16 protein-coding genes are annotated in these 12,784 nt (G+C 26.8%); 10 read left to right on the top strand and 6 right to left on the bottom strand.

The window, feature by feature from the left end:
* Position 1: 1 nt before the first annotated feature.
* Positions 2–463, bottom strand: a complete 462-nt coding sequence (tsaE, locus tag AACK78_RS02990; RefSeq protein WP_338956306.1) for a tRNA (adenosine(37)-N6)-threonylcarbamoyltransferase complex ATPase subunit type 1 TsaE — start codon at positions 461–463, stop codon at positions 2–4.
* 112 nt (positions 464–575) lie between these two features.
* On the opposite strand from tsaE, the gene AACK78_RS02985 reads away from it, so the two are divergent.
* Complete coding sequence (locus AACK78_RS02985; protein WP_338956304.1) at positions 576–1,556, top strand: NAD(P)/FAD-dependent oxidoreductase; 981 nt, start codon at positions 576–578, stop codon at positions 1,554–1,556.
* Between the two features lie 270 nt (positions 1,557–1,826).
* Here AACK78_RS02985 and AACK78_RS02980 read toward each other — a convergent pair whose 3' ends face one another.
* Positions 1,827–2,276: a hypothetical protein gene (locus AACK78_RS02980; protein ID WP_338956302.1), complete on the bottom strand. Its 450-nt coding sequence runs from the start codon at positions 2,274–2,276 to the stop codon at positions 1,827–1,829.
* A gap of 247 nt (positions 2,277–2,523) precedes the next feature.
* On the opposite strand from AACK78_RS02980, the gene AACK78_RS02975 reads away from it, so the two are divergent.
* From AACK78_RS02975 to AACK78_RS02955, 5 genes are all read left to right on the top strand, one after another.
* A complete protein-coding gene (locus tag AACK78_RS02975; protein ID WP_338956300.1) occupies positions 2,524–3,135 on the top strand; it encodes a hypothetical protein in 612 nt (203 codons plus the stop codon).
* Positions 3,136–3,468: 333 nt separating this feature from the next.
* A complete protein-coding gene (locus AACK78_RS02970; RefSeq protein WP_338956298.1) occupies positions 3,469–3,843 on the top strand; it encodes a hypothetical protein in 375 nt (124 codons plus the stop codon).
* A 288-nt stretch (positions 3,844–4,131) separates the two neighbouring features.
* Positions 4,132–4,866 carry a hypothetical protein gene (locus AACK78_RS02965; protein ID WP_338956297.1) on the top strand — a complete coding sequence of 245 codons (735 nt, stop codon included), beginning with the start codon at positions 4,132–4,134 and terminating at the stop codon, positions 4,864–4,866.
* The gene (locus tag AACK78_RS02960) at positions 4,847–5,614 is read left to right on the top strand and encodes a hypothetical protein (protein ID WP_338956295.1); all 768 of its coding nucleotides are present in this window, start codon (positions 4,847–4,849) and stop codon (positions 5,612–5,614) included. Before AACK78_RS02965 ends, AACK78_RS02960 begins: the two co-directional genes overlap by 20 nt.
* A 14-nt stretch (positions 5,615–5,628) precedes the next feature.
* Positions 5,629–6,129: a lipoprotein gene (locus AACK78_RS02955; protein ID WP_338954657.1), complete on the top strand. Its 501-nt coding sequence runs from the start codon at positions 5,629–5,631 to the stop codon at positions 6,127–6,129.
* 14 nt (positions 6,130–6,143) lie between these two features.
* Here the strand turns inward: AACK78_RS02955 and AACK78_RS02950 are convergent, their stop codons facing one another.
* From AACK78_RS02950 to AACK78_RS02940, 3 genes are read right to left on the bottom strand one after another with little or no spacing between them, the layout of a single operon-like run.
* Positions 6,144–8,348 (bottom strand): hypothetical protein, encoded by a 2,205-nt coding sequence (locus tag AACK78_RS02950; RefSeq protein ID WP_338956294.1) that lies wholly within the window; start codon positions 8,346–8,348, stop codon positions 6,144–6,146.
* Positions 8,348–8,890: a hypothetical protein gene (locus AACK78_RS02945; protein WP_338956293.1), complete on the bottom strand. Its 543-nt coding sequence runs from the start codon at positions 8,888–8,890 to the stop codon at positions 8,348–8,350. The genes AACK78_RS02950 and AACK78_RS02945 overlap by 1 nt, the downstream gene beginning before the upstream one ends.
* A 60-nt stretch (positions 8,891–8,950) precedes the next feature.
* Complete coding sequence (locus AACK78_RS02940) at positions 8,951–9,208, bottom strand: tRNA (adenosine(37)-N6)-threonylcarbamoyltransferase complex ATPase subunit type 1 TsaE (protein ID WP_338956291.1); 258 nt, start codon at positions 9,206–9,208, stop codon at positions 8,951–8,953.
* Between the two features lie 112 nt (positions 9,209–9,320).
* Between AACK78_RS02940 and AACK78_RS02935 the strand changes: the two genes are divergently transcribed.
* Positions 9,321–10,319, top strand: a complete 999-nt coding sequence (locus AACK78_RS02935) for an NAD(P)/FAD-dependent oxidoreductase (RefSeq protein WP_338956289.1) — start codon at positions 9,321–9,323, stop codon at positions 10,317–10,319.
* A 252-nt stretch (positions 10,320–10,571) separates the two neighbouring features.
* Here the strand turns inward: AACK78_RS02935 and AACK78_RS02930 are convergent, their stop codons facing one another.
* Positions 10,572–11,021: a hypothetical protein gene (locus tag AACK78_RS02930; RefSeq protein WP_338956287.1), complete on the bottom strand. Its 450-nt coding sequence runs from the start codon at positions 11,019–11,021 to the stop codon at positions 10,572–10,574.
* A gap of 211 nt (positions 11,022–11,232) precedes the next feature.
* On the opposite strand from AACK78_RS02930, the gene AACK78_RS02925 reads away from it, so the two are divergent.
* From AACK78_RS02925 to AACK78_RS02915, 3 genes are read left to right on the top strand one after another with little or no spacing between them, the layout of a single operon-like run.
* Entirely contained in the window at positions 11,233–12,171 is a 939-nt protein-coding gene (locus tag AACK78_RS02925; protein ID WP_338956285.1) for an RluA family pseudouridine synthase, read from the top strand.
* Between the two features lie 25 nt (positions 12,172–12,196).
* The gene (locus AACK78_RS02920; RefSeq protein ID WP_338956283.1) at positions 12,197–12,400 is read left to right on the top strand and encodes a hypothetical protein; all 204 of its coding nucleotides are present in this window, start codon (positions 12,197–12,199) and stop codon (positions 12,398–12,400) included.
* 44 nt (positions 12,401–12,444) lie between these two features.
* Positions 12,445–12,708 (top strand): transposase family protein, encoded by a 264-nt coding sequence (locus AACK78_RS02915; RefSeq protein ID WP_338955495.1) that lies wholly within the window; start codon positions 12,445–12,447, stop codon positions 12,706–12,708.
* Positions 12,709–12,784: the final 76 nt, after the last annotated feature.

Below are 12,784 nucleotides of genomic sequence, written 5' to 3'. Positions count from 1 at the left end.
CTTATCCTTCTTTTCCTAATGCTGCTGATAAATCCGGATTATTAGTTTTAATGGTAAAAAGACGTTCTTGGTCGTTTCCTACCTTAATGGTAATTTTAATTATCTCATACTTTGAACTTATTTGGTTACTAATTAATGCTGGTCATTCAATAATATTAATCCGATCGGGAAAATAGTCAAAATAGATTTTCCATTCTTCTTGCTGTTCTAATCCGGCTAAGCGATAACAATCCATATGATTAACACCAATATCGTCCTTTGTTGTATATTGCTGCATAATCAAAAAGGTTGGTGAAGTAACTGATTCAGTTACTCCTAAAACTTGTAATAAATATTTAGTAAAAGTCGTCTTCCCAACAGCTAACGGGCCTTCTAATAATAAACATAAATTACACTGTAAAAATGGTGCAATTTTTTCAGCTAAAATTTTTGTTGCTATCTCATCTTTAACAATTATTTTCATCAATAACTCACTCTCTTTTATTATTATATATAGGAATTAATTATTGTGCTAGACTTTTAAAAAAATATGTAATAATTAAAGTGCAGAAAAATTAGAAAGGTTGTTATAAAAAATGAAAGATATTTTAATTATTGGGGCTGGCCCTGTTGGTTTGTATGCGTGAAGTTGCTCCGGGATGTTAGGATTAAGTGGTTATGTCATTGAAGGAAATGACAACCCTGGTGGTCAACCTTGAGAATTGTATCCTGAAAAACCACTATACGATATGCCTGGTTTTAAAGAAATTAAAACAAAAACTTTTATTGAAAATTTAATGCAACAATCTGAAACACACACCGGGCAAATAACATACGTTGGCAAAACTAATTTACAAAGTGTTACGGAAACAAAAGATGGGTTTACCATTACCCTAACAACAAACCAAATCCTCACTGTTAAAACAATTTTAATTACAAGTGGTAATGGTGTGTTCACCCCAATTCGCTTAGAGAATCTTGATCCTGTCCAAATATATGATAATTTATGATATGCTGTTAAAAATCCAACTCTGTTGGCAAACAAAAAGATTGTTATTCTAGGAGGTGGTGATAGCTCTGTGGACTGGGCAAATCATCTTGTTGAAGATAATATTAGTAATGATGTAACAATTGTTCATCGCCGTGAACTATACCGTGCAAAAGAAAGCAGTGTTCAAAAGTTACAAAAAAATAAAGTGAAGGAATTAAAACCTTATCATGTTGAAGCGGTTGACACAAATAATAATAAAATTACTACTTTAAGAATTGCCAACAAAACAATCAAGGAAACATTAACAATTAATGCTGATTATTTTATTGTTCAATATGGGGCAAAAGTTATGCCAACAATGTTACAACAATTTACATTAGCAACAACCCCAATGCGAAAAATCATTATTCAACCAAATGGTCAAACTAGTCATCCCCACATATTTGCCGCTGGAAATAGTGTCTATTATGAAGGGAAGTATTACAATATGGTAACTGGTTTTGGTGAAGCTATTAATGCACTCTATAATATTACTAAAATCATTCATGGGCAAAAATATCACCCTGGATATTTAAGTGCTGTATAATGTAAAACTAAATCATAAAAAGTTAATAAAATTATAACAAATTAAAAACAATATTTTTAATTTAATATTTTTTGTGATTATTGTTTTTTATTTTTAATTTGTTATAATTTTATTAACTTTTTATGATTTAGTTTTACATTATACAGCACGGAATTCAGGGTATATTTGTTGCTAGTAGTAAACCAAAAGTAGATATGAAAATTGATATTCCACGATTAAAATTATCTAAAATAGGATTAGTATTTACAATTTACAGTTTGTAATTACTTACTATTTGTTTGTAGGTGTTATACTTGTTGAAGAAGGACTAGTTTTATTGGCACGAATTTCCCCAATTCCTTCTAATAATCAAATTAATGAACCAATTATAGCGATTAATTCACCAACAACAATTACTCATGTTGAAACTTCTTTTGTTGAAGTAATAATTGCTCCAATCACTCCAACAACTGCAATAGTAATAAAAATAATTCCTGCAACTAGTTTACCGATTTTATGTCGAATAAAGGTTGTAATAAAAATAAATAAGAAAGCTGTAATTAAAATAATTGCGCCATTATCGCCACCAGTATTATGAAGATCAAAAAGTTTTGTGTTAACATGAACGCTTGGAAAAGAATTTAAAATTGCCAAGATAAATAATCAAAACCCAGAAATTCAAAGCATTACTTTTTGGAATGTTACAGCAATTTTAATTGTTGCATATTTCATTTTTGCCATTGTTTTCCTCCTTAACCATAACATTATTTATATTATAACTTAGTTTTAAAAATATTGGTGATAAATTAAATAATTCGTAAGAGGCGTCCTGTACGATGAACCGGCAAAAAACAATTCTTGTGAGATTGTTTTTTGCCGGTTCATCGTACAGGACGCCAAATATCGTAAATATATTAAAGATTATAATTTACAATATTTTTATAATTCCAATACAAAACAGTATCAATTTGATAGTTATTCATTTGGTGTGGATTATGCCAATGGTAGTGAAGACCATACGGTATTTTTATTTAGTGGTTATAAAATTAATGAAAATAATGAATATGATAAATATTTAATTGAAGAAAATGTTGTTACCCCAAAAAATGTCATGAATTTAAATGAAATAGTTGAACATTACGGGCAATGAATAATTAATACATTTGATAAATTTGATGGTTTTGAATATGCTACATTTCATTATGATATTAATGCCCACGACTTTATACAAAAACTACAAGAATATATTTATCCTTATTTAGGTTATAAAATTAAAATATTTAAAGCCAAAAAACACCAAACATCTCTTAATAAAGAAGCAGGCATAATCAATCGTGTAACATGAATAAGAAAAATGTTTGTTCAAAGTAAAATATATGGCATGTTAGATAATTTTCCATTTTTATATAGGTGCATTAGTGAATTAAGGTTTAGTGATACCAAAACAAACACACCCGACAGTAAAATATGTACCACGACCCATATGATGCTTTGTTTTATGGTTCTTATCCGTATCATTTTAAAATGGGCATATAAAAATACATTTTATATTTTTTTGGGTTTTGGGCGAGCGGTTGATTTTCTTAAATTTTTGTGATAAAATGACTTACAAGTTAAAAAAATTTTGAGGTTCTTTCAAACAAATTTGGGTAACCTTTATAAAATTCTTCGCTTAACGCTTAGAATTTTTCCCAAGTATTTTGAAAAGCGCGGCAAAAGTTTTTTTAAACTTTAAGGCATTTTTCACAAAACTTATGAAAATCACCACGAGCCCAGATTAGTACAATATAATCACAATAATAATCATATATAATTCAACTTCCTTCTAAAATAGATTTAAAAATGCTTGACTTGCATATATATATATATATATATATAATGTCAATAGATCTTGATAAAAAGTTTCAAGATTAAAGAAAGGAAATTATACAAAATGAAAAAACTTTTAAGTTTATTAAGTGTATTAACTATTAGTGGAAGTGCTATACCAACAACAATTGCCGCTAGTTCTTATAAAAAACAAGAAAATATTAATAAAAATATTAATTTGCAAACAAATAATTTAAAAAGAATAAAAAGAACTACAATTGCAGAAAGTGGTAAGCTTTATTGAGTTGATAATAATAAACAAACTATAACAAATAATGCGTATTTCCTTAGTTATATTCAAGTTCCTATTCTTTCAATAAGTTTAGTGCCTAATGCATCAAGTTCAAACGCTGCTGATGTTTGAATTGCAACTGAAAATGGAGTTTACTATCGAAAAAACAATAGAGAAGAAATTGGGCAAGTTGCTGGCTTAAATTAAGCAATACAAGATATAAAAGTTGATAATAATGGAGAGGCCTGAATTATTACTGAAAATTATAAAAACAGAAGTAAAAAAGGTAAATTAAATCAAAATTTTTATACTACATCAAGTTTAAAAATTGATTATGAAACTAATAATGATTATGAAATTTCTATAAACGAAATTATATAAAATTTGGTTCAAAATAATATTTTAATTAACCTTATTCCAAATACAACCACTTTTGAAGATAGATTACTAGGTTTTAATACTTCTTATGCAAATGATTTGTCTAGAATTGTTATCATGCCTATAAATAATGATAGTAATGATAATTATAGAAGTGAATTAGTTTTTTTATCAACACATTTGTATCTTCAAGGTTTTATTTTAATAAATAGAAATAATGAAAGTGACAGAAGATATTTTCATTTTAGTGATGCTCAAATTCCGCGCTTAGATGATATTGATACTAATAATACCTATGATTTAAATTTTGATGGAGATTATGGTACTCTTGGTAGAAATGGAGAAATTAGCTGAGATAGTATTGTTAATTCATATAATCAAATTAATAATATGTTAACAAATAGAGAAATAATCCTTGATAATAATACTCACAGGATAAGATATAATAATGGTGATAATTTTATGAGAATAAGCTTACGTAGTATTTTATTAACATCAACAGAAGCTATCCGTACAGGAAGTATACGTAATATGATTCAAAATTTAAGAACAAGACAACAAAATAATCCAAGGCCAACAGTTTCTTGATCAAATGATATAAATAATATAGTTATAAATTGAGATCAAAATTCAAGAAATCAAAATACACGTAATGCTAATAATATTAATGTTATTAGTACAACAGCACAGACAAATCAAGAACTTAATAATTGTCAACCTTCTACAAGTGGTATAAGAAGAAGGGACAGAAATAGAGTACCAAGAAAAATACAAAACTGTTTACAAATTACTTCAATCGGTATCTTAAAAAGAGATAGTACTCTTAGTTCTTATGTTAAAAGCAGGATCTAAATATATAGGAACAACTGACGGTGTTTATTTTCAATATCAAGAAGGATCTTTACAAGATTATGAATTAACTAGAATTAATAATTTAAATGAAGGTGTAAAATATATTAGTATTGATAACCAAGGTAGTACATATGCGATGACATATAGTGGAAAACTTTATTATATTCCAGCAAATAGTTGTGATGCATCTCAACTTAATTTTCCTCAAGATGGTAATATAAATATTATAAAAGCAACCTTTATTTTAACTTTAGAAAAAGATAGTACTCTTAGTTCTTATGTTAAAGCAGGAAGTTTATGAACTGGATTTCAAAATGGTATTTGTTTTAAATATCAAAGCAATGGTAATGTAGGAAAAATAAAAAATTATATAAATAAAAATGAAAGTATAAAATTTATTGACATTGATCATGAGGGTGGTGCATATGCGATGACATATAGTGGAAAACTTTATTATATTCCAGCAAATAGTTGAGATGCAAGAGAAATTAAAGTTCCTAACAATGAAAAAGTTAGTTCTGTAGCCGCTATAAAAACTTTTAATCATGTAAGTTATTTTTATATTGGAACAACTGATGGTAATATTTATGAAATGAATAAAGATGGATATTCTCACAAAACTATTATTGGTAATATAAATAAAAAAGAAATTAAATCAATTTACATTAATTATAATAAAAAAAATATATATATTGTAACAAATAATAGTAATGTTTATATAATTAATAGTAATTTTTTAAATAATTAAACAAAAAGTATAAAATGAAAAAAATAATAACTATTTTAGGAACAATCACTTTAATTGGAACAAGTACAGCAAGTTTAGTTGCTTGTAATACACCACAATATACAGAAAAAGAATTATCAGATTTAAAAGAAAAAAATAATATAAAAACAAAAGATGGGGTTTTAGAATGAATAGCACCACAAGAAAAACCATTTAGTCAAGTTGATAATAAATATTATTTTGTAGTATGGCGTGGTGATAAAAATGCTGGTTGAAAAATTGCTTTATTTAAATTTGAAAATACTAATGTCACAAATATTGATCAGTATGGTAAATACATTATTCAATATAGCGTTAAACAAGGATATAATTCTGGATTAATGTTGGTTGAAAAAAGAAATCCTGGAAATGTATTAATTAAAAGATGAGAAGATGATAATAAACAAGAATATTTTAAGTCTCTTTATCGTTGAAATAATGATAGTGAGCCAAATATAGATGTTAAAAATAAATTAAAAAGTTATTTAGATTTATAAATCTAAATAACTTTTTATATTTCTAATATAATCAATGATAATTTTTCATTATTTTTATTAAATAATTGTAAATTATTAATATTAATTTGTTCTTTTTCTGTAAAAATTGTAATATCATAATTTCCATAACCCCATGTGCCTGATAATTCAATTTTATTTAAAACAAATAGTTTTTCGTGTTTATAAAAAGTTATTTTAATACTATCCTCAACTAAATCTTTAGTCATACTTATTCAAACTGCTTTAGAATAAAGTAATCTATATCATTGTGAAAAATAGTTTAAATATTCTTCTATTTTTTCGTTAGAAACAATTAAATTAGTTAAATATTTACCATATTCTCCATCAGATAATTTGATTTCTGCTGGAATAAGGGAAGGAATATTGTTTGTTTCTAATTCATTTGTTATGGATAATCAATTAAAATAATTTGAGTCTAATTGATAAATATGGTTTTCTGAAATATCTTTGTTTTTAACAGTTAATTTAATATCATCATCTTTTGTTTTTATATTATTTTTTTCTTTTAAATTTAATTCTGTAATTCGACCTGTTTTAGGTGAGATAAATGGTGTATTTGGCTCACTATCATTATTTCAACGATAAAGAGACTTAAAATATTCTTGTTTATTATCATCTTCTCATCTTTTAATTAATACATTTCCAGGATTTCTTTTTTCAACCAACATTAATCCAGAATTATATCCTTGTTTAACGCTATATTGAATAATGTATTTACCATACTGATCAATATTTGTGACATTAGTATTTTCAAATTTAAATAAAGCAATTTTTCAACCAGCATTTTTATCACCACGCCATACTACATAATAATATTTATTATCAACATTATTGAATAATTTATCATTTGAATAAACATCTTCTCAATAATTTATTGGAATTGACGGAGTGTATCCACCAGTAAAATTAAAATATGATGAATTTAATTTAACTTTACAATGTTCAAATTCTCAATACCCAGTTTCTAGTTCTCTTGGATTAGATATTAATTCAAAATAATAAGGAGAAAACAATTTAACATCGTCATTATAACCTTTATTAATTGCGTATTTACTATATGTATAATTTGATAACATATAGATAATTTGTTTAAATCTTTTGACAGCATTATCATTTAAAGAAGTAAAATTATCTAATTTTCAGTTTTCAAATAAACCATCAATGACATCTTCGGATTTTTGTCCTTCGAATTTTTGACGTAGTTCAGCCGCTTTATTAGTGGGGTTACCTTTTTCATTGTATTTTGCACCTTGAAATTTACGGTCATAATTATAACGATATGTTAGATAATTTAACAAAACAATATTTAATTTTTTAACATCTAATATATCTAATATATCTTTACCTTGAATATAGTTTTTGGCAATCCTTCATGGTAAAAAACTTTCGGTAAATCAATATTGAAATATTCGTACACTGGGATTTGTTTCAATCGGCATTGATAATAAAGGCACTAAACTAGCATTTTGAACTATTGATGATGGATAAGAATATACACCATTGACATTACCTCAGCATTTAATATTTCCAAATAACATTGCTTTAGGATATTTAATTTCAATCCCAGTAAAAACTGTATCTTCTGACAATGATTTTTGTAATACTAAATGAATACTATTCTGATTTTTTCACTTAAAATCAGTTATTTTAACTAAGTGCATAGATTTAATAATATCAATTCCGTATGGCGAATAAGGGCGTTTGTATTCTTCGATGATATAACATTCATTTTTGTTATTTTCATTAATCGGTTCATTGATAGATACTATTTTTAAATCTAATGTTTCTAAAAATGCTTTGTCTTGTTTTGACATCTCATTAATTAAAATATCTTTTTCATCAATCATTACATAACTTGTGCTATTATCTTGAATTGTAGTATTTTGTTGAATTTGTAATTTAAAATTAAATTCACTAATTTCATAACCAGTTATTTTAATATATTCATCTTTGTCAATAAAACCTATTTTAACGCTATTTTGCGAGTAGTTTAAGGTTGGTTTTTGCTTTGTCTTAACAAGATTATTAATTTTATAAATATATAAGGTTCTCGCGCGATCTTCGGTAAATAATTGTTCTAAATCAGGGTCACTGTACTGCGATTGATTAGCAAAATCTAATGGAATATTATCAATTGAATAATCAATTGGTTCATCATTTGTTAATTGTGCTAACATTTTTTCAGATGGTTTTAACATTATTCTTGTTCTCCTTTTTCATTAGGCATATTGATAATAGTTTCGTTGTTTTTTAATTGTCTGTTTAAAGTAGCATTTACTGGTAAGTGAACATCAACAATTAACTCATCAATATTTTTAATATTAAATGTTCTATTATTTAAAATCGCATTGTCATATTTAATTAACTTAATAATAAACTCAGTTAATTTAATTTCTCTGATATATATCATTTGTTCATAAGAGGCGTTTGTTTGAATATTAACTCCCGCAACTTCTGCTTGGGTTTGTTGAGCCCCTTTAGCAATAGATGGAACATGATGACGATTTATTTTATAGTAATTAGTTAATAATCAATCATATATTTTAGTTAATTGTTCACCTTTAAAATTACCCGCAATATAGTCTACTGATTGAAAATTACTATCGGGGTCTCCTTCAACTAATAACAAGTCATTTTCAATAAATGAAGCTAACATTTTGCTAATTTCTTGGTCAACAACACCAGTCACGCCATTAGTATTAATGGTAAATTTACCACTATTTAATAATGGGTCTAACATTATCTTTTCAGCAATAATATCTAAAAAATAGTCAAAATAGATTTTCCATTCTTCTTGCTGTTATAATCCGGCTAAGCGATAACAATCCATATGATTAACACCAATATCGTCCTTTGTTGTATATTGCTGCATAATCAAAAAGGTTAGTGAAGTAACTGATTCAGTTACTCCTAAAACTTGTAATAAATATTTAGTAAAAGTCGTCTTCCCAACAGCTAACGGGCCTTCTAATAATAAACATAAATTACGCTGTAAAAATGGTGCAATTTTTTCAGCTAAAATTTTTGTTGCTATCTCATCTTTAACAATTATTTTCATCAATAACTCACTCTCTTTTATTATTATATATAGGAATTAATTATTGTGCTAGACTTTTAAAAAAATATGTAATAATTAAAGTGCAGAAAAATTAGAAAGATTGTTATAAAAAATGAAAGATATTTTAATTATTGGGGCTGGCCCTGTTGGTTTGTATGCGTGAAGTTGCTCCGGGATGTTAGGATTAAGTGGTTATGTCATTGAAGGAAATGACAACCCTGGTGGTCAACCTTGAGAATTGTATCCTGAAAAACCACTATACGATATGCCTGGTTTTAAAGAAATTAAAACAAAAACTTTTATTGAAAATTTAATGCAACAAGCTGAAACACACACCGGGCAAATAACATACGTTGGCAAAACTAATTTACAAAGTGTTACGGAAACAAAAGATGGGTTTACCATTACCCTAACAACAAACCAAATCCTCACTGTTAAAACAATTTTAATTACAAGTGGTAATGGTGTGTTCACCCCAATTCGCTTAGAGAATCTTGATCCTGTCCAAATATATGATAATTTATGATATGCTGTTAAAAATCCAACTCTGTTGGCAAACAAAAAGATTGTTATTCTAGGAGGTGGTGATAGCTCTGTGGACTGGGCAAATCATCTTGTTGAAGATAATATTAGTAATGATGTAACAATTGTTCATCGCCGTGAACTATACCGTGCAAAAGAAAGCAGTGTTCAAAAGTTACAAAAAAATAAAGTGAAGGAATTAAAACCTTATCATGTTGAAGCGGTTGACACAAATAATAATAAAATTACTACTTTAAGAATTTCCAACAAAACAATCAAGGAAACATTAACAATTAATGCTGATTATTTTATTGTTCAATATGGGGCAAAAGTTATGCCAACAATGTTACAACAATTTACATTAGCAACAACCCCAATGCGAAAAATCATTATTCAACCAAATGGTCAAACTAGTCATCCCCACATATTTGCCGCTGGAAATAGTGTCTATTATGAAGGGAAGTATTACAATATGGTAACTGGTTTTGGTGAAGATATTAATGCACTCTATAATATTACTAAAATCATTCATGGGCAAAAATATCACCCTGGATATTTAAGTGCTGTATATTGTAAAACTAAATCATAAAAAGTTAATAAAATTATAACAAATTAAAAACAATATTTTTAATTTAATATTTTTTGTGATTATTGTTTTTTATTTTTAATTTGTTATAATTTTATTAACTTTTTATGATTTAGTTTTACAATATACAGCACGGAATTCAGGGTATATTTGTTGCTAGTAGTAAACCAAAAGTAGATATGAAGATTGATATTCCACGATTAAAATTATCTAAAATAGGATTAGTATTTACAATTTACAGTTTGTAATTACTTACTATTTGTTTGTAGGTGTTGTATTTGTTGAAGAAGGACTAGTTTTATTGGCACGAATTGCCCCAATTCCTTCTAATAATCAAATTAATGAACCAATTATAGCAATTAATTCACCAACAACAATTACTCATGTTGAAACTTCTTTTGTTGAAGTAATAATTGCTCCAATCACTCCAACAACTGCAATAGTAATAAAAATAATTCCTGCAACTAGTTTACCGATTTTATGTCGAATAAAGGTTGTAATAAAAATAAATAAGAAAGCTGTAATTAAAATAATTGCGCCATTATCGCCACCAGTATTATGAAGATCAAAAAGTTTTGTGTTAACATGAACGCTTGGAAAAGAATTTAAAATTGCCAAGATAAATAATCAAAACCCAGAAATTCAAAGCATTACTTTTTGGAATGTTACAGCAATTTTAATTGTTGCATATTTCATTTTTGCCATTGTTTTCCTCCTTAACTATAACATTATTTATATTATAACTTAGTTTTAAAAATATTGGTGATAAATTAAATAATTCGTAAGAGGCGTCCTGTACGATGAACCGGCAAAAAATAATTTTTGTGAGATTGTTTTTTGCCGGTTCATCGTACAGGACGCCTCTTATAAATACTAATTTTCATTATATAATTTAACTATGAAAAATGGGGGAAGTATGGAACAAAAAGCAGTTATTACGTTAACAGTGAAAGCAAATGATGTTAATCAAACGATTTTTAATTTCATTAAAAAAATGTTTCAAATAACTCCTTTATCAGTTATTTACAAGTTATTCCGCAATAAAAAAATTAAGGTAAATAACAAAGTAGTAAAAAAGCGAAACTATAAACTGCAGTTAGGGGATCAAATTCTTATTTTCGATAAAAATTTAGTTGTCACAGAGCGCCAACAACAAACAACTATTCTTGATGCAAAATTATTACCATTACAAGTTGTTTATGAAGATGAAAACATTTTAGTGGTTGATAAACCCCATGGTGTTGAAATGCATTCTAATTTTCATGTTTCGTTAGATGCAATGGTTCGTAATTATTTAATGCAAAAACAAGAATATCATCCTCAGGATAAACAATCTTTTGTTATTTCACATGTCCATCGCTTAGATAAATTAACGCGTGGCTTAGTTCTATATGCTAAAAATAAAATTACTTTAGATTTATTATTAACAAAAATTAATCAAAAAGAATACATTGAGAAAAAGTATTTAGCGAAATGTGAAGGGATTATTTCCGAAGATGACTTTATTTTAACGGGTTATTTGTGTAAAGATGAGCCTAATCAAAAAATGGGTTTTACTAAAATTTCCCAACCAATAGCAAAGGCAGTTAGCACGCATTTTATCGTTCAAGAGCGATTGGCAAATGCGACTTGATTAGAAGGAACATTAATAACTGGTCGGAAACATCAGATTCGAGCATCGTTAAGTTATTTCCATCATCCGGTTGTTAATGATGTTAAATATGGGGCGAAACAAATAACAAAAGCTTATATGATTGCCTTATATGCAACAACATTAAGTTTCCATAACTTACCAGATCATTTAGCGTATTTAAATGAAAAGGTTATTAAAATCTCAGAAAATATTATAAAATAAAAAAATTAGAAACGAGGTGAAGTAATTGTCAACAAGAAAAGGAATTTTTAGTATTTTAATTGGGGCTTTTACTTCGTTAATTGGAACATGTTTTCAATTTACGCTAATGTATTTATTAATTCGTAATTATGGATCACAATTAAACGGGTTTGTAAAGAATAGCGTGGCGATTGTCTCTTTTTTAGGAGCAGTAGCGGGTGGTTTAGACTGCACCCAAAAGAGTAAGTAAAGAAAAAAAGTCTTTGCTAAACTTTAAAGGAGGTGCATTTTTATATGGCAAGAAAAGGACAAAAATTTAATAAATATACAGCATATTTTCGAAAAATGATAGTACAAGAGGTTAAAAATAATAGTATAAGTTTTATTGCAAAAAAATATCAAATTAATAAAAAAACTGTTGCTTCATGGTATGAAAATTTTAAGAAAGGAATTTTAAACACCAATAAAGGTCCAAAAGAATCATTTGAAAAAAGAGATTTAAACTATTACAAAGTTAGGTATAAATTACTAAAAAAGCTTCATGACTTTTACAATTAAATAAAAGAAAAATTGTATCTTTTATCAAAGAAAACATTAATAAATATCCACTAAATTTATTACTTGATATAACAGA

Source organism: Spiroplasma endosymbiont of Polydrusus cervinus, assembly GCF_964019755.1.
Lineage (GTDB): Bacteria > Bacillota_I > Bacilli_A > Mycoplasmatales > Mycoplasmataceae > Spiroplasma.
This window is presented reverse-complemented; position numbering and strand designations above follow the sequence as displayed.